Here is a 20,376-nt window from a genome sequence, read left to right on the forward strand (position 1 = left end):
AGGAGGTTCTTCCTAAGTGATTATCGTAGAAAAAAGTTTGCTGAAAAATAATCCTCATTTACATATAGTAAATAACAGTGAACAACAAAGAAGGCTTCCTCTCATTATTTTTAACCATGGATTTACCAGTGCAAAGGAGCACAACCTTCATTACGCCTATTTATTAGCGGAAAAGGGATTTCGGGTCATCTTACCAGAGGCGATATACCATGGTGAAAGAGAGCAAGGTTTAACTGAGAAAAATCTATACAGTCAATTTTGGGAAATTGTCATTAAGACTATCCATGAATTAAACGATTATAAGGAATACTATGTTAATGAGGGATTAGCAGACCAGGAGCAAATTGGACTTGCTGGAACTTCAATGGGCGGGATTGTTACCTTGGGTGCTTTAACCAAATATAAATGGATTAAAGCTGCAGTCAGCTTAATGGGAATGCCTGCATATGAAGAATATTTACATTGGCAATTAGAACAAATGAAAAGCCTTGGGATTCCTCTTTCTTTTACGGAGGAACAAATTGAAGAGCAATTATCGTTCCTTCGTCCATATGATTTAAGTCTTCAACCTGAAAAGCTTGAAAATCGCCCGTTATTATTTTGGCATGGACAAAAGGATCCAATCGTACCCTTTCACTTAACGTATCAATTTTATCAATCGATAAAGGATAATTATGAGAAAACACCATCTAATATTCACTTTATAAGTGATGCACAAGCTGATCACAAAGTTAGCAGAGAAGGTTTAAAAGCCACTGTTGCATGGTTTGAGAAACATTTATTAAAATAAAAGGAGTGTTTTAAAATGAATGAAGAATTAAAAGAAAATATCATGGGTGCATTAGAATTGGTAATAGATCCAGAATTAGGTGTGGATATTGTAAATTTAGGTTTAGTATATGATGCTGAGATGGACGATGAAGGAAACACTACGATTACCATGACGTTAACTTCAATGGGCTGCCCGCTTGCAGGAACAATAGTAGACCAAGTAAAAAGAGCGTTAGCAGATATTCCTGAAATAAAAGAGGTTGAGGTTAATATCGTGTTTAACCCGCCATGGAACAAGGAAATGATGTCCCGCTATGCAAAAATCGCTTTAGGAATTCGATAAGAAAAGATGAAAAACAAGATCATTTTAGTTAGTTCCAACCAACTGGGCCGCGGCGATCAATTTCTTGGAGAGAACGTACTTGAAACCTATTTCACCTTAATGAAGCAAAGAGAAGAACTTCCTGCTGCTGTATTTTGTATGAACAGTGGTGTCCTAACCATGACAGAGGATTCCTTCGTTTCTGTTCACTTGAAAGAAATGGAAGAAAAAGGTGTGGAGATTTTGGCATGTAAAACCTGCGTTGATCATTACAAAGTGGAGGAAAAATTAACAGTTGGTAAAATTAGTGGTATGGCTGATTTTATTGAGTTATCGGCAAGATATGAAGTAATAACCATATCTTAAACAGCAGATTTTCTGCTGTTTTTTATTTTTTCACTTCACAAAGTAGACATATTATTTTAAATGTAATGTGAGGTAGTTCACTTATCCATAGTGGAATCCCCTATATAATACAGGTAATTAGGCTGTTTGGTTTTGTTGAAATGGCCGCTTTAGGAGGCGTTTCATATGGCTTTTGGCCGAGATTTTAATAAAGATCCATTTATCGTAATTTGGGAACTAACACGCGCATGTCAACTTGCTTGTTTACATTGTCGTGCAGAGGCTCAATTAAAAAGAGACCCACGTGAACTATCATTTGAAGAAGGTAAGAATCTAATTGATCAAATATACGAAATGAATAATCCGATGCTAGTATTTACAGGTGGAGACCCATTAATGAGACAAGATGTTTTTGATATTGCAAAATATGCAGTTGAAAAAGGCGTTAGAGTTTCTATGACACCAAGTGCGACACCAAATGTTACAAAAGAGGCAATTGAAAAGGCGAAAGAAGTTGGTCTTTCTCGCTGGGCATTTAGTATCGATGGTCCAACAGCTGAGGTTCACGATCACTTCCGTGGAACAGCGGGATCCTTCGATCTTACAATGGAAAGAATTAAATACCTGCATGAACTCGAAATTCCAATTCAAATCAATACCGTAATATCAAGATATAATATAGAGTACCTCGATGAAATGGCAAAAATGGTTGAGGATTTAGGCTGTGTACTTTGGAGTGTCTTTTTCCTTGTCCCAACAGGCAGAGGTCAAGAATCTGATATGATCTCACCTGTGGAGCATGAGAAAGTGTTCAGATGGCTATATGACCTTAGTAAGCGCGTTTCCTTTGATATTAAGACAACAGCTGCTCAGCATTACCGACGTGTTGTTATTCAGCAAAAGATGCGTGAGGCAAAAGACCAAACAGAGGAAATTAATTATTTGAGTGCGTTAACAGAACAGGGGTTAACAGGTTCGATTGACGGACTTGGACGAGCACCTAAGGGGGTCAATGACGGAAATGGATTTGTCTTCATCTCACATATTGGGGATGTATACCCAAGCGGCTTATTACCCGTCAAAGCAGGAAATGTCAGAGAGACGCCGCTAGCGGAGATTTATCGCGAGTCACCAATTTTTAAATCACTAAGAAACCCTGATCTCTATAAAGGAAAATGTGGTGTTTGTGAGTTCCGCCATGTATGCGGCGGTTCTAGGTCAAGAGCCTATGCGATGACCGGAGATTACCTAGAAAGCGAACCATTCTGTGTTTATATTCCAAAAGCGATGAGAGAAAAACAGGTTCAATCATAAAAAAAAATGGAAGCAATCATTCATTCATGATTGCTTCCATCTATTATTCAATACTGCAATATACGGCTGGGCAATTTTCACAGCCAATCTCGTCTTTTAAATATTGAAGATCTAAAATAGAAATTTTTCCTTTTTTAATACTGATTTTTTTATCTTTTTTCAATTCGCTTAGGATACGGTTTGTACTCTCTCTTGAAGTTCCGCAAAAATTTGCAAGTTCCTGGTTCGTTAATGGTAAATCAATTAATATTTCATTTTCTTTATGAATACCATAGCTATTAGACATTCGAATTAATGTTGAAAAAAGTGCTCCTCGTTTTCCATTTAAGACAAGATCACGAAACTTTGTCTGGGTTTTCCGGAAATGGTCACTCATCCATTTCATAAACTCGAAGGCAAGCTTACTATTTTGGAATATTTCACTTTCGATGACATCTTTTTTGATGGCAACGATTTCACCTTCCTCTAAAACTCTGGCACTTAGTAAATACCTTGGATTGTCGGTAAACAGCGTTAATTCCCCGCAGATATCGTTTTCACCACAAATTCTTAAAGAGAGTTCACGTCCATCTGAAGTTATTTTACTGATTTGAATTTTTCCAGATATAATAATATAAAGTTCTTCTGCAAGCATACCTTCTTGAAATAAATAGGTTCCTCGTTCACTTCTAAATTTCCGATCGGCAAATCGTAGTAATTCTTTAATTTCTATGGAATGGGTTGGTTTAATTTTAGTCAACATGTATTCTCACCTCAGAGGTATTGTTTATCCTTAGTACTTTTCTTCTATTTTCGTTAGTCTTATTTTATCGTAAGTTTTGAAGTTTTAACGGAGTAAACAATGACAATATAGTGAAAACTCTCGGATTTTATTTTCAACTGTTAATAAATCTTCAATGAAAGCGTTAATAAATAGAAAAAGAAATGTTATGATAGTGAATAAAGTAACAGTATTTTTTGTTAGTAGCAGGTACACTTGTATTATATTATTCGCTTTTAAAATAATGGAGTTGATACGAATGGAAAAGACCATTATTAAAGATAAATTAGATCGACCATTACGTGATTTAAGAATCTCAGTAATCGATCGTTGTAACTTCCGCTGTCAATATTGCATGCCAGCCGATCAATTTGGCGATGATTTTGAATTTCTGCCAAAAAGTGCGCTGCTGACATACGAGGAAATCGAGCGGATTGCAAAGGCCTTCATAAGTGTTGGTGTGGAAAAAATACGTCTAACTGGCGGTGAACCACTTCTTCGAAGAGATCTTCCGATATTGGTAGAAAAGCTTGCAAAGATCGAGGGTTTAAAAGATATAGCTTTAACGACAAATGGAGTTCTACTTCCCAAACTTGCTGATAAATTAAAAAAGGCTGGTCTTCAAAGAGTCAATATTAGCCTTGATACTTTAAATGATGAGCTGTTTGGAAAAATTAACGGTCGTGGTGTTGCCACACAGCCAGTTTTAGATGGGATTGAGGCAGCTAAGAAGGCTGGTCTCAAAATTAAAATCAATATGGTCGTTAAAAAAGGCCTCAACGATTCGGAAATTATCCCAATGGCTGATTTTTGTTTAAAGAATGGCCTGGAGCTCCGCTTTATTGAGTATATGGATGTAGGCTCATCTAATGGCTGGAAAATGGATGATGTCATCACCAAAAAGCAAATTTATGACCTATTAAAAGAACACTATCAATTAGAGTCTCTTGACCCTGCCTATTTTGGCGAAGTCGCAAAATTATATAATTATCAAAACACAGATGTAAATGTTGGATTTATTTCTTCTGTTTCAGAATCATTCTGCAGCAGCTGTACGCGTTCTCGACTTTCTGCAAATGGACAAATTTTCACTTGTTTATTTAATGGGAATGGTCATGATATTCGAAACTTTATGAGAAACGGTGCTACAGATGAGGAATTGAAAAACCGAATCTCTGCTATTTGGAATAATCGAAATGACAGGTATTCAGATGAAAGAACAGAAGAGACAGCAAAGAACCGCAAGAAAATTGAAATGTCATATATAGGCGGCTAAACCTCTCTACTCACAAGAGAGGTTTTTTACATAAAAAAAGAGGCTGATTGTTCAGCCCCTTTAAACATCTAATTAATATATCTAGGGAACAAGATATTATTTTCTAAATGTACATGCATAAATGTTAGTCCTTCTAGTTCTTCTAGTCGCTTGTATACTAATGTGTACGTTCCACAAGCATCAGCTGGAAGCGCATAGTCAGATGTAATAGCACGAATCTGTCTAAGTATTTCACCAGCATGATCATGTTCTTTTTCAAGCTCTACAATCATATTAATAGCTTCTTCACGATTTTCAACCGTACCATCGGCAAGTTGTTTGATTAACGGAAATACAATTGCTTCCTCTTTTTCCATATGTTCCATTAATTCTTTTTTGAATTCATAAAATAGCTCATTAACCTTTAAAAGTTCTGGGTGACTATCGCCATGAACACGTGAAACCTTGGTAACATAAGGGCTAAGCAATGTTAATTCTTCTTCCGATGTACGGTGATAATGGTTGATAACATGATCAATGATGGTAGTAGAATCTGATTTCGTCCAAACTTCTAAGTCCGTTTCAGTTGAACTGTACTTTTCAAATACTGCTTTTAATTCATCCATTAGTGCTTCTTCATTTAATCCATTTGCTGCAATAGCCTCGGATAGTGGAATATTGCCTCCACAGCAAAAGTCAATGCGGAATTTCTTGAAAACATCGCTCGTTTTTGGCAGTTCATTTACGATATCTTTAACCAATGTATTTGTAGAAAAAGGGAAAGTAATCATATTTTCCTCCTAATATTTTGTTTGTTATTATTTAGTTCTACCTTAAGGATAAGGTATTTCTTTGAAAAAATAGGTGACCTGAATCACACATACAAAAGTATTTACTATTTTTTTGTTTAATGGTGTGATGTTTGCTATATTAGAGACTTTTCGATAGGCTTATAATGAAATATGTATAAAAAATTTAGTTATAAAGTATTTGTTTCCTGCAGGAGTTGATGGAATTGTTAGAGAGAAGAAAGCCTATCCCGATTGGGGATGCAGTTAAAAAAATAATGGAATTTCAGCTAAGTGGTAAAACAGAATTTGTTTCTATCGATGAAAGTTATGGACGGTTTTTATCAGAAGACTTAATTGCAACAAGTGATGTCCCTCATTTTGATCGAGCACCTTATGATGGTTTCGCAGTCCGTTCTATAGATACTAAGGAAGCTTCTATAATTAATCCTGTAGAATTTAAAGTTGTCGACCATCTTGGTGCGGGAATGACTTCTTCTAAGACAATTAAAGAATATGAAGCCGTTCGAATTATGACCGGAGCGATGATGCCTGAGGGTACAGATGCAGTTGTCATGTTTGAAGTTGCAAAAGACTATGACAAAAATGGGACACCATATATGTCGATAAAACGAAGCTTTAATAAGGGGGATAATGTATCTTTTCGAGGAGAAGATGCCAAAGAAGGTGAAGTCCTGGTAAAAAAGGGAACATTAATAAACCCTGGTGTTCAAGCAATGCTGGCTACGTTTGGCTACAACTTAGTGCCTGTTGCTAAAAAACCGATTATTGGGTTGTTTGCGACTGGAACGGAATTGCTGGAAGTGGATGAGGATTTGGTGCCTGGTAAAATCCGAAATAGTAATTCACATATGATAGCGGCTCAAATTCAAAGAACTGGGGCAATCGTTCATTATTATGGTAAGCTTCCTGATGTATTTGATACTTGTTTTACAGCAGTAAAAGTGGCTTTAGAAAAAGTAGATATACTCGTCACAACGGGTGGCGTTTCTGTTGGCGATTTTGATTATCTCCCTGCGATTTATGAAAAGCTTGGTGCTGAGGTGTTATTTAATAAAGTAGCTATGAGACCGGGAAGTGTAACAACAGTTGCTCAATTTCAAGGAAAACTACTGTTTGGTTTATCAGGTAATCCTTCTGCCTGTTATGTGGGGTTTGAGTTATTTGCTCGACCAATTATTCGGACAATGCTGTTTGCTACTAGACCACATCTAAGAAAAGAAAAAGCGGTTCTGGAGGTTGACTTTCCAAAAGCTAACCCATTCACAAGATTTGTCCGCAGTGCATTTTCTGTGAAAAATGGCAGATTAAGTGCGACACCGAGTGGTTTAGATAAGTCCAATATTATCATGAGCCTTTCAGGAGCTAATTCCCTAATGATTCTTCCAGGAGGTACTAGAAGCTTTCAAGCTGGAGATGAGGTTGATATCCTGTTGCTTGAAGACCAAGATGGCAGTGAATGGCCTTGGTAAAACCAATCATTTATCAAGTAGCAGGATACCAAAATAGTGGTAAAACCACTTTTATATTAAAACTAATTGAAGCATTAAAAAATGAGGGAATAAAAAGTGTCACCATTAAGCATCATGGACATGGCGGAAGGCCAGATGTAATTCCTCAAAAGGACTCATCCCGGCATCTAGAAGCGGGAGCACTTGCTGCATTGGTTGAAGGCGATGGGAGACTAGTCCTGCAAGCAGATGCATCCTTTTTGTCTCTGGATGAACAAATTAGATTTATGGATTTTTTTCACCCAGATATTATCTTAATTGAGGGTCATAAGAAACAATCGTACCCAAAATTACTTATTCTTAGAAACGAGAACGACCTTTCACTGATTACTTGTATAACGAATATTAAAGCAGTCATTGTCTGGACTCATGCTTTAATAGAAGTGGTCAAGGAACATTTGACGGTTCCAGTTTTTCATATACTTGAGGAAAGTGCAGTGACAGAGATTTCAAAAGAATTAATAAAACTTGTTCATAAAGTAGAAGAAAATGGTAAATAAAAAAATCGGTCGATTAGACCGATTTTTTATTTTAATCTATTTTACAAATTTCTGTAGAACAGTCCTCACAATCAATTTCATTTTTTAAATAATCCAAATCATGAATGGTAATGGACCCTTTATCGATTGAAATGATGCCTGCTTTTCTTAAATCACCTAGTAACCGATTGACTACTTCCCGTGATGTTCCACAAAAATTAGCCAATTCTTGATTGGTTAATGGAAGTTCAATTAAGATTCCTTGATTAGTTTTTATGCCATAACTATTAGTAATTCGAATGAGTGTCGAATATAACGCACCTTTTTTACCATGCAGGACAAGGTCTCTAAATCTGGTTTGGGTTTTCCGATACTGCATACTCATCCATTTCATAAATTCAAGCGAGAGAGCATTGTTGTTTGCAAGCTTCGCCTCAAGGACATCCTTCATAATAACAGCTACTTCGCCGCTTTCAGCAACGCGTGCACTTAATAAATACTTAGGTGCAGGAGAAAATAAATCAAGTTCTCCAATAAAGTCTCCCCTTGAACACATTCTTAGTGTAAGTTCGCGCCCATCAGGGATAATCTTGCTGATTTGAATGATTCCACTTTGAACGATATATAATTCAGTTCCTGTGGAACCTTCCTGGAACAGAAAAGTGCCTTTTTCAATTTTCTTCATATGGTGAACCGTATCAAACAGTTGTGTTAACTTTACAGGAATTTCTTTTATTGACTGCATAAGAATAACCACCTTTAAAGGGGTAGATAATACTATAATTATATTGAAAACTAAGCTTATATATCAATGATTGTGGCATAAGTTCATACAATCGTCAAAATTAGCCGTACATTACATAATAATTCCTTTAATGACCCTGGATTAAATGGAAATAATAAAGATGTACATGAAAAGGAGGGACAAAAATGGGTCAAAACCGACAGTTTAAATCAGGAAAAAAGGCACCTAATAATGGCGTATATATAGAAGTGGGTGACACAGGAGATAATGTCAATAATCCTAAGATGATAAAGCTTAAAGCAGGAGACAGGTTTCCAGAAACATCAAATGACGACCGTGTTTGGACTTACCAGCGTAAACCTTAAATCATTCGAAAAAAGTCATCCCAGCGGATGGCTTTTATTTTATATTTAAATACATATTCGTATATAATAAATTTATAAAGGTCAGTAATGGTCAAAGGAGTGGAAATGATGGATTTAAATCGTATGACAGAGCGGTTACAAAATGGAATTATTGATGCCCAGTCCTTAGCTATAAAAAGCTGCCATCAAGAGGTAGATGAACTTCATTTATTCTTAATACTTCTTCGTCAAGAGGATAGTTTATTAAAAGCAATTCTAGAAAAAGCAGATATCCCAACGGTAAGCGTAGAAAAAGCATTACAGACCGCCCTAAATAAAAAGCCGCAGGTTACAGGCAGCGGTGCAGAGCATGGAAAGCTCTACATTACCTCCAAGCTGCAACGACTTTTTGTTTCCGCAGAGGAATTTGCTTCGAAGTTTTCTGATGACTTTATTTCTATCGAACATATTTTATTAGCTTCTTGCTACGATAAAGACGCTGAAATGGGGAAAATAGTTAAATCAAATGGAAAAACGGCGGAATACATCCTGTCCGCAATTAAGGAAATAAGGGGGAACCAAAGAGTGACATCACAAAATCCTGAAGCTGTTTACGATGCGCTTAATAAATATGGAAGAGACCTTGTGGCCGAAGTAAAGGCAGGCAAACTTGATCCTGTTATTGGAAGGGACGCAGAAATACGTCATGTTATCAGAATATTGTCTAGAAAGACAAAAAATAATCCTGTTTTGATTGGGGAGCCTGGAGTGGGAAAAACAGCCATTGTTGAGGGGCTGGCCCAGCGAATAGTCAGAAAAGACGTTCCTGAGGGGTTAAAAGATAAAACTATTTTTTCATTAGATATGAGCGCACTTATTGCAGGGGCAAAGTTTAGAGGTGAATTTGAGGAAAGATTAAAAGCTGTTTTAAATGAAGTTAAAAAAAGCGAAGGACAAATTTTGTTATTTATTGATGAACTGCACACCATTGTCGGTGCAGGAAAAACAGATGGGGCTATGGATGCTGGGAACATGTTAAAACCGATGTTAGCTCGTGGTGAGCTTCATTGTATTGGGGCAACCACCCTTGATGAACACCGAAAATATATTGAAAAAGATCCTGCGCTTGAACGTAGATTTCAACAAGTACTTGTTCAAGAACCTAATGTGGAGGACACAATCTCCATTTTACGTGGTTTAAAAGAAAGATTCGAGGTACACCATGGCGTCAAAATCCATGACCATGCTCTTGTTGCAGCTGCTACATTATCAGACAGGTATATAACCGACCGCTTTCTGCCAGATAAAGCGATAGATTTAGTAGATGAGGCATGTGCATTAATCAGGACTGAGATTGATTCTATGCCAACAGAACTAGATGAGGTAACGCGTAGAGTTATGCAGTTGGAAATAGAAGAAGCAGCCTTAAGGAAAGAGCAGGATGACGCAAGTAAAAAAAGACTTGATTCCCTGTTAAAGGAGCTTGCTGAGTTAAAGGATCAGGCAAACAGCATGAAAGCCCAATGGCTCCATGAAAAACAAGGGATACAAAAATTGCAGGAAAAAAGGGAACAACTTGAGAAGCTGCGAAGAGAACTGCAGCAAGCTGAGGACAAATATGATTTAAATCGTGCCGCTGAGCTTCGTCATGGTCAGATTCCTTTAGCAGAAAAAGAATTATTGGCGCTTGAATCAGACACAGCAAATAATGAGCGGCTGCTTCGCGAGGAAGTTACCGGAGAAGAGATATCAAATATCGTATCAAGATGGACAGGAATCCCGCTTTCAAAATTGGTCGAAGGTGAGAGAGAAAAACTACTAAGATTAGAATCCATCTTACATGAAAGAGTAATCGGACAAAATGAAGCGGTACAATTGGTTTCAGATGCCGTTTTACGGGCACGTGCCGGCATTAAGGACCCAAACAGACCGATAGGGTCATTTCTCTTCTTAGGGCCAACGGGTGTTGGGAAGACAGAGCTTGCTAAAGCACTTGCGGAAGCCTTATTTGATAGTGAAGAGCAGATTATTAGAATAGATATGTCTGAGTACATGGAAAAACATGCTGTCTCGAGGCTAATCGGAGCACCGCCTGGGTATGTAGGGTACGAAGAAGGTGGACAGTTGACGGAAGCTGTTAGAAGAAGACCTTATTCCGTTATCCTCATGGATGAGATTGAAAAGGCTCATCCAGAGGTATTTAACATTCTCCTGCAGGCACTTGATGATGGGAGAATAACGGATTCACAAGGAAGAACAGTGGATTTTAAAAATACCGTCATCATCATGACCTCCAATATTGGATCTCATTTTCTACTGGAACGAAATGAAAATGAAGTTGAAATATCAGAGGCAACGAGGGAAAAGGTTCTTGCTCAATTAAAGAGCCATTTTCGGCCGGAATTTTTAAATAGGGTAGATGAAACGATACTATTTAAACCTTTATCGTTAACTGAAATAAAAGATATTGTAGTCAAAATGATGAAGGAACTTCAAAGCAGGTTAAAGGAACAGGATATTGAAATAACGATTTCTGACAGTGCCAAAGAGTACATTGCTGTAAATGGCTTTGATCCTATATATGGAGCAAGACCATTAAAGCGATTTATCCAAAGGAATATCGAAACAAAACTTGCAAGGGCCATCATAGCTGGTAAAGTTCTAAATCATTCGGTGGTAAGTGTAACAACTGAAAATGGAGAATTAACAATAACCATTAGATAAGGAAAATAAAAAGGTCATCCAGATTATGGATGACCTTTCAATACTAATTAATGTTTTTCTACAGGTTCATTTGGAAGTACAGCTGTTGCAATAACGATTAAAATGAAAACACCAACAGAAATAATTGCCCCTGACTTGAAGTCGAAAACTCCACCTTCTGTCATTGAACTAACTACATATGAAAGCATTTGCACTAAAACAAACGCCCAGAAAAAAGTCCAAAAGTATCGCACTATCTTTCACCTCTACCCTATTTATCATCTCTAATAATATTACCATATGCTTTTCAAATAATAAACGCAAAAATTGACATTCACATATTCGCTTAAAATTTATGATAAAAACAGTGATGGTATCTGTTTTTGCTAGGCTATATTCCCTTTCATCTAATGTGAAATCACATACAATATTTTGAGGAAATATGTAAAAGGAGATTTAGCGATGGAGAACCGGAATTTTCAGATGGATACCCAGTGGAATATCATCCATTACCCTGAAAAGCCCACAGGTTTTGGAATTTTAATAATTGGAGATGAAAGACATTTTGTTGACGAAAGCAAATGCTTTTGGACTCAAAATGAAGGAAAACTGGCCATTATCAACCAAATGAAAGAATCAGGATATACTATTTTTTCCTCAAATTTGTATGGGCGAAACTGGGGAAGTGATCAAGCAGTAGACCTAGCACAAAGGCTGTATCAACAAGTAATTAGAAGTGAGATCCTTAATAATAAAGTTCACCTGATAGCCGAGGGAATGGGAGCACTTGTTGCTGTGAAATTAATGGAAAAGATGAAGGGGCAATTAAGATCAGTAGTTTTATTAAATCCAATACTTTCCTTAAAAAAACATATTGAACTTGAAAAGGAACATAAGTTTTTTTATAAAAAATTAATGCGGGAAGTAACTGCTGCCCATAAGATTGATCCACATTTGCTTGTTAAGGAACTAGAAAGTATGGATGATGAAGTGAAATTACAATTTGGTGTACCAATTAAGATTATCCATGTTATGTCGAGTGGAAAATCATATAATCAATCAAAACAGTTACAACAATTACTTGCTAACACAGATATTAGCCCAACTTATATAGTTCCTGAAAAAAAACAACAGCTTGGAAATATGATGAAAAAGTTTTTTAATCAGTTTGAGAAAGTACTATGACACTTCCTCCCCGGATGAGAAATATTTCTGAATGAAGCCGCATAGGATTCAATAATGAAGCTCGGGGAGGCATGAATAGTAATGGACAAGGTCGTTATGGCTGGAGTATTTGACTTTGTGAATTTTCATGTATGCAAAGCATTACTGGATAAAGGCATAGAAGTTAGGGGAGTACAAATTGAAACAGGAGACGATCGTGATATTCTAGATGAAAAGAGATTTGAAATCGGTCGAAATGCTAACTTTAATGAGGTTTCATTAGAGGAAATTTCAAATAATTCATTTGATAATGAGAGTATTGTACTTTCTGCTTACGATCTATTTATGCGATATAAGGAAGATTACTTACTTAATGAAGAGAAGTTATTCAATTTAATAAGTCAGAACACTTGGGAACAAATTGTTATTCTTGTCCATAGCCAAATGTTAGCAAATGAATTTGGATCAAAGGCTGAAATTGTTATCGATGATTTCATAAATAGAGCAAAAGGTAATAAAAAAGATATCCAGTTACTCTACCTGCCAACTATATTTGGTACATGGCAGCCAGATACCTTTATGTTTCAAAACTCAATATTGACTGAAATGAATAGGGGAAAACCGTTTAGAGGACTGCGTGAAGAGACAAGTGACGCAATATTTGTTGATGATGCTGTGCAGTCTATAATAGAAATAATCGAAAACAAGCAGCCTGGGCGATACTTACTCCAAAGTGGGAAGAACGATCAATGGAATTTATGTGCTTCCTTCCTGCGTATCAATGAACAAGCTTCAATCGAAAGAAAAGCGGAAACCATGGAAGATAATATAACCATATTTACTGTTAAAAGTACCGTTTCGATTGCAAAAGGATTGACTGAGCAAATTGACCATGCACACCGCTTAAATAGCAAATAAATTAAAAGCTGCCGTATATAACGGCAGCTTATTTTTTCTTCAAAAATCCTTGTACAAAAGGATAAACCATTTGAAATAAAGGTTTTAAGTTTTGCGAGGAATCCCTCAATTTGCTTATGTTTTCGATTATTGATTCAATATCAAGTGAAGATGGATTCGAATCAGGAACACTATGGTGACTGCCTCGTATACTCTCTCTTCTATCGCCAAACATCATCCTTGAAAATCGGTCATCCTTATGACTTTCTTTCCCCATATTTTAAGCCCCTCCTGGTTGTAATCATTCTCCTTTTAGATTATGAAGTTTATGAACAAATGGTATGGACGTAAGCGGGGCTGGTGATTTAATTGTTGCTTAAATACACTTTTATTTGATAAAATTAGTACCAAGTCATAATAATTGATAATAACTAAAGATTAATTATATAAGGAGATGATTCCTTGAACGCTGGAATTGTTGGGATTGGTAGGTATTTGCCAGAAAAGATAGTAACAAATACAGATTTAGAAAAAATAATGGATACATCAGATGAATGGATTCGATCACGAACAGGCATTGAAGAACGCCGTATCGCAGATGATAATACTAACACTTCTGATATGGGGTTTGCAGCTGCACAAAAGGCAATTAAAGATGCAGGAATCACGCCAGAAGATATCGATTTAATTCTGGTCGCAACCGTAACACCAGATCAGCCATTCCCTTCGGTTGCATGTATGCTTCAAGAACGGTTAGGTGCGAAAAAAGCTGCAGCGATGGATGTTAGTGCAGCCTGTGCAGGTTTTATGTACGGTATTATTACCGGAAAACAGTTTGTTGAATCAGGAGCTTATAAGTATGTTCTGGTAGTGGGTGTTGAAAAACTTTCAAAGATAACCGACTGGAATGATCGAAACACTGCAGTACTATTTGGAGACGGTGCTGGAGCTGTAATTGTTGGAGAGGTTTCTGAAAATAGAGGAATTCTTTCTTTCGAACTTGGTGCAGATGGTACTGGTGCTAAGCATTTATATCAAGATGAGTATATTATTATGAATGGACGGGAAGTCTTTAAATTTGCGGTGCGTCAGATGGGGGAAAGCTGTGTTCATGTTCTTGAAAAGGCTGGACTGACAAAAGATGATGTTGATTTCTTAATCCCTCACCAAGCCAATATCCGGATTATGGAGGCCTCAAGACAAAGGCTGGAGCTGCCGGTTGAAAAAATGTCAAAGACAGTTCATAAATACGGAAATACTTCGTCTGCGTCTATTCCGATTTCTCTCGTTGAGGAAATAGAGGCTGGAAAAATCAAAGACGATGATCTTATTGTTATGGTAGGATTTGGCGGTGGATTAACTTGGGGTGCAATTGCATTTAGATGGGGTAAATAAAAGGGTAGGTAAATATACCATGAAGTGTATTAAAGGAGATGTCACAAATGGAAAAGCGCAGAGTTGTGGTTACAGGTGTTGGGGCGGTTACTCCGCTTGGAAATGATGTTGAAACAACATGGAAAGGGATTATTGAGGGGAAGTCCGGCATTGGACCATTAACAAGAGTGAATGCTGATGAGTATCCTGCAAAGGTTGCTGCACAGATTAATGACTTTAATCCGGAAACCTATATGGATAGAAAAGACGCAAGAAAAATGGATCGTTTTACTCAGTATGCGGTTGCATCAGCACAGATGGCTGTTGAAGATGCAAATCTAACGATTACTGATGAAAATGCAGACCGTATTGGAGTGTGGATTGGTTCCGGTATTGGTGGAATGGAAACATTTGAAGAACAATATGAAATCTTTCAAAAAAGAGGTTATCGCAGGGTAAGTCCATTCTTTGTACCAATGCTGATTCCTGATATGGCAACTGGTCAAGTTTCAATATCACTTGGAGCAAAAGGATTTAATTCTTGTACAGTAACTGCATGTGCAACAGGAACCAATTCAATTGGTGACGCCTTTAAAGTCATTCAGCGTGGTGACGCTGATGCCATGATTACTGGTGGAGCAGAAGCGCCGATTACAAAAATGTCAGTAGCTGGCTTCTGTGCGAATACGGCTCTTTCTACAAATCCAGACCCCAAAAGTGCAAGCAGACCTTTTGATAAAAATCGTGATGGCTTTGTTATCGGTGAGGGTGCTGGTATCATTGTTCTTGAAGAATTAGAGCACGCATTAGCCCGCGGTGCAAAAATATATGCTGAGATTGTGGGCTATGGTGCAACTGGTGACGCCTATCATATAACAGCACCAGCCCCTGGTGGTGAAGGCGGCGCGCGCGCGATGAAAATGGCGATAAATGATGCCGGACTAAATATTGAAGAGATCGATTATATTAATGCTCATGGAACTAGTACGGAGTATAATGATAAATTCGAGACACTTGCAGTGAAGGAAGTTTTTGGAGTCCATGCATACAATCTGGCAATCAGTTCTACTAAATCAATGACAGGTCATCTTCTTGGAGCAGCAGGTGGTGTTGAAGCAATCTTTACCGTACTGGCAATGAAAGAGAGCATTCTGCCTCCAACCATTAATTATGAAACAGCAGATCCAGAATGTGATTTAGATTATGTTCCAAATAAGGCACGTCAAAAAGAAATTAAAGCAGCAATGAGTAACTCGTTAGGCTTTGGCGGACACAATGCAACGATAGTCTTCAAAAAATATGAAAAATAAGCAGCCTGACCAGGAAAGGATCCTGGTCGGCTTTTTATATTTTATGAGGACAACCATCCCGAACCACTTTTCATATCATTCATAAAATGTAAAAAATGGTATGTGTGGAGTGAGGAAATGGGTATCATTCGAACAGATAATTGGCTGGAGGAGGAGTTTAATCGTCCAACTAAAATATGCGAAAAGCTGCTCCCTGCTTTCAAAGGGCTAAGTTCTTCAAAAATTTATAATCAATTAATAGAATTTGGGATGTATCGGCCATCAAGAACGACCAAGGAAATTTTCACTTCGTTGAAAGAAAATAACGTTTGGAAAGAAGTGGAACTTATTTTCCGGGATTATAAAAAGAAATGGGGAGGACCAGATATCCCCATCTATCTGTTTCCAATCGGCCAAGATAGAAGTTTCTTTTCTAGACAAACAGAAAAAGTGAAGGGTGGAGTCTCCTACCCGGATAAAATGTTTTTATTTCTTTCGAACCGTATAACTTCTAAAGAGTTAGAGGCGCTATTTGTTCATGAATACCATCATGTTTGCAGATTAAATAAACAAACTAAAAGATTCGAAGAGTATACCTTACTGGATTCAATCATAATTGAAGGGCTTGCAGAGTACTCCGTTTTAGTTCATTGTGGGAGAAACTATTTAGCTGATTGGTGTACCTTGTATTCGGACACTGAATTGGAAAATTGGTGGAAGGATTATTTGCATGAAAATTTGGATTTAAAAAAAAGTTCAAGAAAACACGATGAGTTATTATTTGGAGAAGGAAGATTTCCTAAATTACTTGGATACGCAGCCGGTTTTAAAATTGTGGAAGATTATTATCAAGTCCATTCTTACACTACAAAATTATCCTTTACTTTACCAGCAAAGAAATATTTACCCGCTGAAGATATTCTTTCTAAAAAAAGCCGAAAAAAATAGGCTTTTTTTTTATACATTCCAACTCAGGAATAAATTAACTTATGTCTGCCCATACTGATTGACAAACAGTTTCTTGAAGTGAGGGGTTGTACAATGTTGTATCTTCATGATGTTTGGGTTAATTGGTTTGAAGGTGAAGAAAACGGATATAATGTGTGCCACTTTCATGAATGGCGCAAAGATGACGGTGTTGAGCTGTTAGACCAAGCTCCTTTGTTAAAAGTTGAACCGATTCTCTTTAATTATATTGAGAACGATCTCTCAGAGCTACCTCAACAGCTTCTAGATGATATTTTTCAAAAGGCCTATTTAAGAAAAAACCATGAAAGAGTTCAACTGGAGTATTGCTTTGTGGTGACAGATGGAGTGGGGATTTTAGCTGTCGATACAATTGGTTATTCGATACCGATTAGAAAGAGCAGGTTAATTCCAAGGCAAGAGCAGTTAGTGTATGAGATGATTGCAGCCCACGATGCAAAACAATATCATTTCCAAAAGATTTCAGTGGATAAGGATTTTCATATTTTATCACCAGAGCCTGTATTGATGACTGGCCTTACGCGAAAAGAGCGACAACTAAAACAGCTTTTATTTATGGCACTAGATCAATTACATACATCAAAGAATGAAGCAGAAGTTCGATATTGGTTTACTGAATGGTGTCCTGAGCGATATTCAGCCATTCAAGAATTGAATTTTGAATGTGCTTGGCAGCAGTTGTTTGAGGAAACAAAATACGGCTGGACTAGACGACATGAAACATTTTGTGAAAATCTAATAAAAGGTCAGCCATTTTTTGAAAAGCTATGGGAAATGGAGCATGGACCTAAAGTAAATTAAAAACACGGCCGCGATAGATTCGCGGCCGTGCATTTTTTTATCTTCTCTTTCTTCCTAGTCCCATTGCATTTTCCATTTTCTTAAGGGTTTTGCTGGCAACTTGGTTTGCCTTTTCAGCACCTTCGTCTAAAATCCTGTCGAGTTCGCTGGATTCCATTAAATGATTATATTTTTCTTGAATCGGTTTAAATACATTTACGACTACATCAGCTAAATCACCTTTGAAATCCCCATAGCCCTTCCCGTGATACATTTCCTCTAGCTCTGGGATTGTCTTATTACCTAGAATGGAATAAATAGATAGCAAATTAGATATTCCAGCCTTATTAATCTTATCAAATTTAACAATTCCCTCAGAGTCTGTTACAGCACTTTTAATTTTCTTCGTAATTTGGTTTGGTTCATCTAATGGGGTAATAAAAGCTTTCTTATTTGGATCAGATTTGCTCATTTTCTTGTTTGGTTCCTGTAACGACATAATTCGTGCGCCAACTTCAGGAAGACGAATATCTGGGATGGTCAAAATCTCCCCATATTTTTTATTGAATCTTTCCGCTAAGTCGCGCGTTAATTCCATATGCTGCTTCTGGTCATTTCCAACAGGAACTAGGTCGGTATTGTATAAAAGGATGTCAGCAGCCATTAATGGCGGATAGGTTAATAAACTTGCCGAAACCGCATCTTTACCCGCTGACTTATCCTTAAATTGAGTCATTCTCTCTAATTCACCGATATAAGAAATACATTGCATCATCCATCCAGCCTGCGCATGTGCTGGAACCTCTGATTGGATAAACAAGGTTGCTTTATCTGGATCAATACCAACAGCCAGGTAAAGTGCAGCCAAACTGCGAATATTTTTTCGAAGTTCTAAACGATCCTGTGGTACAGTTATCGCATGTTGATCGACGATGCAAAAGTAACAATTATAATCATTTTGCAATTCAACAAACTGCATCATAGCCCCAATATAATTTCCAAGTGTAATCGTACCACTTGGCTGAATTCCTGAAAAAATTGTTTTCATGACCGATTTCCTCCTAATTTATATATAAATAAAAAAAACCATTCGTCCCACAACGATAGGGACGAATGGTTCGCGGTACCACCCTAAATTACTCAAAAGAGTCACTCAATTCCAGAACCATCCTGATGATAGTCTGGTATCCTTTTAACGCAAGGAAAACGTCTTTTCCTACTATTTAAATAGAAGTTCGGAAAAGAAGCTCAAAAGTCCATTCGGTATTTTTCCGTGTTTGTTCTCACCAGCCACAAACTCTCTGAATCGGTTGAAAATACGTACTACTCTTCATCATCGCTAAAGCTAATAATTTTATTTATATCTATTATAAATAAATATATACTGGTAATCAAGTCAGTTAAGTGTTACTTCTTTTTCCCGCCGACGTTTTTCCACTGTGTTTGGAACCTTGCACTTTGTTCAACGAATTCAGATCGTTTTTTTCCTCCGAAGACCTTTTCGCCGAAACCATTCGTTATTACACCCATAAAGGCAGTAATACCAATAATAAGAATTGCAACCATTGATAAATCAGCTATGTACCCACCCATGATATAACCTCCATTTTTCGAATTCAAAAATTATGATTAACACTGTGTATTGTAAAACCCCTCATATTCATTTTAAAAGAACTTGACCGTTATTAAAAGAGGGAAAAGAATAAAAAACGATATAGTTACAATAAAATGAATGCGTTTTCAATCCAAGGGTATTAATTGAGAAAATTATTCTTGTATTTCGTTTCACCATTATCTGTGAATACCTACATAAAAGTAATGATGAAAGCGAAGAAGATATAAGTTTTTTTTTAGTATGATAAGATAAAAACCTTTTGAAATTATGAAACCTTTTTGCGTTATATTCGTCTAATATATTGGAAACTAATAATAAACGCTACTTATTGGACATTCAATAAATTTTGAAAAAAGGATACCTTTTTTAGTGACAGTGGTGTATAATTAATGATATAAATTACTTATTTATAATAATTTTAAATTAAGAACTAGATGGATATACTATAGATTTGAGTTGGAATAAAAAGAGGAGTGTGGAGACGAATGGTAACATTATACACTTCACCAAGTTGTACATCATGCAGAAAAGCAAAATCATGGTTAGAAGAACATGAAATTCCATATACTGAACGAAATATTTTCTCTGAGCCATTGTCAATTGAAGAAATTAAAGAAATTCTTCGAATGACAGAAGATGGTACTGACGAAATTATTTCTACACGATCTAAGACCTTTCAAAAGTTAGATGTGAACTTAGACACTATGCCATTGCAAGATTTATTCGAATTAATTAAAGCTAACCCTGGGCTATTACGTCGTCCTATTATTATCGATGAAAAGCGTTTGCAGGTTGGCTATAACGAAGATGAAATTAGACGGTTTCTACCGCGGAGGGTTCGAACTTTCCAATTAAGAGAAGCCCAGCGTATGGTGAATTAAATTAAATTGATTAAGCCTTCATTCTGAGGGC

23 protein-coding genes and 1 other annotated feature are annotated in these 20,376 nt (G+C 36.9%); of the genes, 16 read left to right on the forward strand and 7 right to left on the reverse strand.

All coding sequences use genetic code 11. The annotated features are described in order from the left end of the window. Positions 1 to 16: 16 nt before the first annotated feature. The 4 genes from MLOOGBEN_RS11010 to MLOOGBEN_RS11025 all read left to right on the forward strand — a co-directional run bounded on the left by MLOOGBEN_RS11010 (position 17) and on the right by MLOOGBEN_RS11025 (position 2,752). The gene (locus MLOOGBEN_RS11010) at positions 17 to 790 is read left to right on the forward strand and encodes an alpha/beta fold hydrolase (RefSeq protein WP_179158306.1); all 774 of its coding nucleotides are present in this window, start codon (positions 17 to 19) and stop codon (positions 788 to 790) included. Positions 791 to 805: 15 nt separating this feature from the next. Then, the gene (locus MLOOGBEN_RS11015; RefSeq protein ID WP_179158307.1) at positions 806 to 1,114 is read left to right on the forward strand and encodes a metal-sulfur cluster assembly factor; all 309 of its coding nucleotides are present in this window, start codon (positions 806 to 808) and stop codon (positions 1,112 to 1,114) included. Between the two features lie 6 nt (positions 1,115 to 1,120). Beyond that, positions 1,121 to 1,459, forward strand: a complete 339-nt coding sequence (locus tag MLOOGBEN_RS11020; RefSeq protein ID WP_179158308.1) for a DsrE family protein — start codon at positions 1,121 to 1,123, stop codon at positions 1,457 to 1,459. Between the two features lie 165 nt (positions 1,460 to 1,624). After that, on the forward strand, positions 1,625 to 2,752 hold the full coding sequence (locus MLOOGBEN_RS11025; RefSeq protein ID WP_095249802.1) for a TIGR04053 family radical SAM/SPASM domain-containing protein: 1,128 nt from the start codon (positions 1,625 to 1,627) through the stop codon (positions 2,750 to 2,752). Positions 2,753 to 2,795: 43 nt separating this feature from the next. Here the strand turns inward: MLOOGBEN_RS11025 and MLOOGBEN_RS11030 are convergent, their stop codons facing one another. Further along, positions 2,796 to 3,494 (reverse strand): Crp/Fnr family transcriptional regulator, encoded by a 699-nt coding sequence (locus MLOOGBEN_RS11030; RefSeq protein ID WP_179158309.1) that lies wholly within the window; start codon positions 3,492 to 3,494, stop codon positions 2,796 to 2,798. Positions 3,495 to 3,771: 277 nt separating this feature from the next. Between MLOOGBEN_RS11030 and moaA the strand changes: the two genes are divergently transcribed. Beyond that, on the forward strand, positions 3,772 to 4,788 hold the full coding sequence (gene moaA, locus MLOOGBEN_RS11035; protein ID WP_218781145.1) for a GTP 3',8-cyclase MoaA: 1,017 nt from the start codon (positions 3,772 to 3,774) through the stop codon (positions 4,786 to 4,788). 68 nt (positions 4,789 to 4,856) lie between these two features. Here the strand turns inward: moaA and ric are convergent, their stop codons facing one another. Then, positions 4,857 to 5,558, reverse strand: coding sequence for an iron-sulfur cluster repair di-iron protein (gene ric / locus MLOOGBEN_RS11040; protein WP_218781146.1), 702 nt, complete (start codon positions 5,556 to 5,558; stop codon positions 4,857 to 4,859). Between the two features lie 224 nt (positions 5,559 to 5,782). Here ric and MLOOGBEN_RS11045 point away from each other — a divergent pair, with 224 nt between their 5' ends. After that, on the forward strand, positions 5,783 to 7,048 hold the full coding sequence (locus MLOOGBEN_RS11045) for a molybdopterin molybdotransferase MoeA (protein WP_179158310.1): 1,266 nt from the start codon (positions 5,783 to 5,785) through the stop codon (positions 7,046 to 7,048). Next, positions 7,036 to 7,587, forward strand: a complete 552-nt coding sequence (mobB, locus tag MLOOGBEN_RS11050; protein WP_179158311.1) for a molybdopterin-guanine dinucleotide biosynthesis protein B — start codon at positions 7,036 to 7,038, stop codon at positions 7,585 to 7,587. Before MLOOGBEN_RS11045 ends, mobB begins: the two co-directional genes overlap by 13 nt. 31 nt (positions 7,588 to 7,618) lie before the next feature. Here the strand turns inward: mobB and MLOOGBEN_RS11055 are convergent, their stop codons facing one another. Next, complete coding sequence (locus tag MLOOGBEN_RS11055; protein ID WP_179158312.1) at positions 7,619 to 8,311, reverse strand: Crp/Fnr family transcriptional regulator; 693 nt, start codon at positions 8,309 to 8,311, stop codon at positions 7,619 to 7,621. A 185-nt stretch (positions 8,312 to 8,496) separates the two neighbouring features. Here MLOOGBEN_RS11055 and MLOOGBEN_RS11060 point away from each other — a divergent pair, with 185 nt between their 5' ends. After that, a complete protein-coding gene (locus MLOOGBEN_RS11060; protein ID WP_179158313.1) occupies positions 8,497 to 8,676 on the forward strand; it encodes a YjzC family protein in 180 nt (59 codons plus the stop codon). Between the two features lie 108 nt (positions 8,677 to 8,784). Further along, positions 8,785 to 11,379 (forward strand): ATP-dependent chaperone ClpB, encoded by a 2,595-nt coding sequence (clpB, locus tag MLOOGBEN_RS11065; protein ID WP_179158314.1) that lies wholly within the window; start codon positions 8,785 to 8,787, stop codon positions 11,377 to 11,379. A 47-nt stretch (positions 11,380 to 11,426) separates the two neighbouring features. Here clpB and MLOOGBEN_RS11070 read toward each other — a convergent pair whose 3' ends face one another. Continuing rightward, entirely contained in the window at positions 11,427 to 11,612 is a 186-nt protein-coding gene (locus tag MLOOGBEN_RS11070) for a YjzD family protein (RefSeq protein ID WP_095249794.1), read from the reverse strand. Between the two features lie 208 nt (positions 11,613 to 11,820). Between MLOOGBEN_RS11070 and MLOOGBEN_RS11075 the strand changes: the two genes are divergently transcribed. Both MLOOGBEN_RS11075 and MLOOGBEN_RS11080 read left to right on the forward strand, forming a co-directional pair. After that, positions 11,821 to 12,543: a lipase family protein gene (locus MLOOGBEN_RS11075; protein ID WP_179158315.1), complete on the forward strand. Its 723-nt coding sequence runs from the start codon at positions 11,821 to 11,823 to the stop codon at positions 12,541 to 12,543. Positions 12,544 to 12,624: 81 nt separating this feature from the next. Further along, a complete protein-coding gene (locus MLOOGBEN_RS11080; RefSeq protein WP_179158316.1) occupies positions 12,625 to 13,440 on the forward strand; it encodes an NAD(P)-dependent oxidoreductase in 816 nt (271 codons plus the stop codon). A gap of 28 nt (positions 13,441 to 13,468) precedes the next feature. Here MLOOGBEN_RS11080 and MLOOGBEN_RS11085 read toward each other — a convergent pair whose 3' ends face one another. Next, the gene (locus tag MLOOGBEN_RS11085; protein ID WP_179158317.1) at positions 13,469 to 13,696 is read right to left on the reverse strand and encodes a hypothetical protein; all 228 of its coding nucleotides are present in this window, start codon (positions 13,694 to 13,696) and stop codon (positions 13,469 to 13,471) included. Between the two features lie 185 nt (positions 13,697 to 13,881). On the opposite strand from MLOOGBEN_RS11085, the gene MLOOGBEN_RS11090 reads away from it, so the two are divergent. The 4 genes from MLOOGBEN_RS11090 to MLOOGBEN_RS11105 all read left to right on the forward strand — a co-directional run bounded on the left by MLOOGBEN_RS11090 (position 13,882) and on the right by MLOOGBEN_RS11105 (position 17,870). Beyond that, positions 13,882 to 14,814, forward strand: a complete 933-nt coding sequence (locus tag MLOOGBEN_RS11090; protein WP_179158318.1) for a beta-ketoacyl-ACP synthase III — start codon at positions 13,882 to 13,884, stop codon at positions 14,812 to 14,814. 47 nt (positions 14,815 to 14,861) lie between these two features. After that, a complete protein-coding gene (fabF, locus tag MLOOGBEN_RS11095) occupies positions 14,862 to 16,103 on the forward strand; it encodes a beta-ketoacyl-ACP synthase II (RefSeq protein ID WP_179158319.1) in 1,242 nt (413 codons plus the stop codon). A gap of 117 nt (positions 16,104 to 16,220) precedes the next feature. Further along, the gene (locus MLOOGBEN_RS11100; RefSeq protein ID WP_179158320.1) at positions 16,221 to 17,030 is read left to right on the forward strand and encodes a DUF2268 domain-containing putative Zn-dependent protease; all 810 of its coding nucleotides are present in this window, start codon (positions 16,221 to 16,223) and stop codon (positions 17,028 to 17,030) included. A gap of 93 nt (positions 17,031 to 17,123) precedes the next feature. After that, positions 17,124 to 17,870 (forward strand): YjbA family protein, encoded by a 747-nt coding sequence (locus MLOOGBEN_RS11105; RefSeq protein WP_179158321.1) that lies wholly within the window; start codon positions 17,124 to 17,126, stop codon positions 17,868 to 17,870. 37 nt (positions 17,871 to 17,907) lie between these two features. Here MLOOGBEN_RS11105 and trpS read toward each other — a convergent pair whose 3' ends face one another. Together trpS and MLOOGBEN_RS11115 are read right to left on the reverse strand one after the other, a co-directional pair. Then, positions 17,908 to 18,897, reverse strand: coding sequence for a tryptophan--tRNA ligase (trpS, locus tag MLOOGBEN_RS11110; RefSeq protein ID WP_179158322.1), 990 nt, complete (start codon positions 18,895 to 18,897; stop codon positions 17,908 to 17,910). A 54-nt stretch (positions 18,898 to 18,951) separates the two neighbouring features. Further along, positions 18,952 to 19,195 (reverse strand) — a binding site (T-box leader). A 61-nt stretch (positions 19,196 to 19,256) separates the two neighbouring features. Next, a complete protein-coding gene (locus MLOOGBEN_RS11115) occupies positions 19,257 to 19,442 on the reverse strand; it encodes a hypothetical protein (RefSeq protein ID WP_179158323.1) in 186 nt (61 codons plus the stop codon). A gap of 507 nt (positions 19,443 to 19,949) precedes the next feature. Between MLOOGBEN_RS11115 and spxA the strand changes: the two genes are divergently transcribed. After that, the gene (gene spxA / locus MLOOGBEN_RS11120) at positions 19,950 to 20,345 is read left to right on the forward strand and encodes a transcriptional regulator SpxA (protein ID WP_045519743.1); all 396 of its coding nucleotides are present in this window, start codon (positions 19,950 to 19,952) and stop codon (positions 20,343 to 20,345) included. The last annotated feature ends 31 nt before the right edge of the window (positions 20,346 to 20,376 follow it).

Source organism: Bacillus sp. EB106-08-02-XG196 (assembly GCF_013396335.1).
In the GTDB taxonomy this organism is placed as follows: Bacteria; Bacillota; Bacilli; order Bacillales; family Cytobacillaceae; genus Neobacillus.

Excerpts from the sequence above, each read along its gene's own strand:
- MLOOGBEN_RS11015 (WP_179158307.1), top strand. The coding sequence starts at position 806 with ATGAATGAAGAATTAAAAGAAAATATCATGGGTGCATTAGAATTGGTA.
- MLOOGBEN_RS11020 (WP_179158308.1), top strand. The coding sequence starts at position 1,121 with ATGAAAAACAAGATCATTTTAGTTAGTTCCAACCAACTGGGCCGCGGC.
- MLOOGBEN_RS11025 (WP_095249802.1), top strand. The coding sequence starts at position 1,625 with ATGGCTTTTGGCCGAGATTTTAATAAAGATCCATTTATCGTAATTTGG.
- MLOOGBEN_RS11030 (WP_179158309.1), bottom strand. The coding sequence starts at position 3,494 with ATGTTGACTAAAATTAAACCAACCCATTCCATAGAAATTAAAGAATTA.
- moaA (WP_218781145.1), top strand. The coding sequence starts at position 3,772 with ATGGAAAAGACCATTATTAAAGATAAATTAGATCGACCATTACGTGAT.
- ric (WP_218781146.1), bottom strand. The coding sequence starts at position 5,558 with ATGATTACTTTCCCTTTTTCTACAAATACATTGGTTAAAGATATCGTA.
- mobB (WP_179158311.1), top strand. The coding sequence starts at position 7,036 with ATGGCCTTGGTAAAACCAATCATTTATCAAGTAGCAGGATACCAAAAT.
- MLOOGBEN_RS11055 (WP_179158312.1), bottom strand. The coding sequence starts at position 8,311 with ATGCAGTCAATAAAAGAAATTCCTGTAAAGTTAACACAACTGTTTGAT.
- MLOOGBEN_RS11060 (WP_179158313.1), top strand. The coding sequence starts at position 8,497 with ATGGGTCAAAACCGACAGTTTAAATCAGGAAAAAAGGCACCTAATAAT.
- clpB (WP_179158314.1), top strand. The coding sequence starts at position 8,785 with ATGGATTTAAATCGTATGACAGAGCGGTTACAAAATGGAATTATTGAT.
- MLOOGBEN_RS11075 (WP_179158315.1), top strand. The coding sequence starts at position 11,821 with ATGGAGAACCGGAATTTTCAGATGGATACCCAGTGGAATATCATCCAT.
- MLOOGBEN_RS11080 (WP_179158316.1), top strand. The coding sequence starts at position 12,625 with ATGGACAAGGTCGTTATGGCTGGAGTATTTGACTTTGTGAATTTTCAT.
- MLOOGBEN_RS11085 (WP_179158317.1), bottom strand. The coding sequence starts at position 13,696 with ATGGGGAAAGAAAGTCATAAGGATGACCGATTTTCAAGGATGATGTTT.
- fabF (WP_179158319.1), top strand. The coding sequence starts at position 14,862 with ATGGAAAAGCGCAGAGTTGTGGTTACAGGTGTTGGGGCGGTTACTCCG.
- MLOOGBEN_RS11100 (WP_179158320.1), top strand. The coding sequence starts at position 16,221 with ATGGGTATCATTCGAACAGATAATTGGCTGGAGGAGGAGTTTAATCGT.
- MLOOGBEN_RS11105 (WP_179158321.1), top strand. The coding sequence starts at position 17,124 with ATGTTGTATCTTCATGATGTTTGGGTTAATTGGTTTGAAGGTGAAGAA.
- trpS (WP_179158322.1), bottom strand. The coding sequence starts at position 18,897 with ATGAAAACAATTTTTTCAGGAATTCAGCCAAGTGGTACGATTACACTT.
- MLOOGBEN_RS11115 (WP_179158323.1), bottom strand. The coding sequence starts at position 19,442 with ATGGGTGGGTACATAGCTGATTTATCAATGGTTGCAATTCTTATTATT.
- spxA (WP_045519743.1), top strand. The coding sequence starts at position 19,950 with ATGGTAACATTATACACTTCACCAAGTTGTACATCATGCAGAAAAGCA.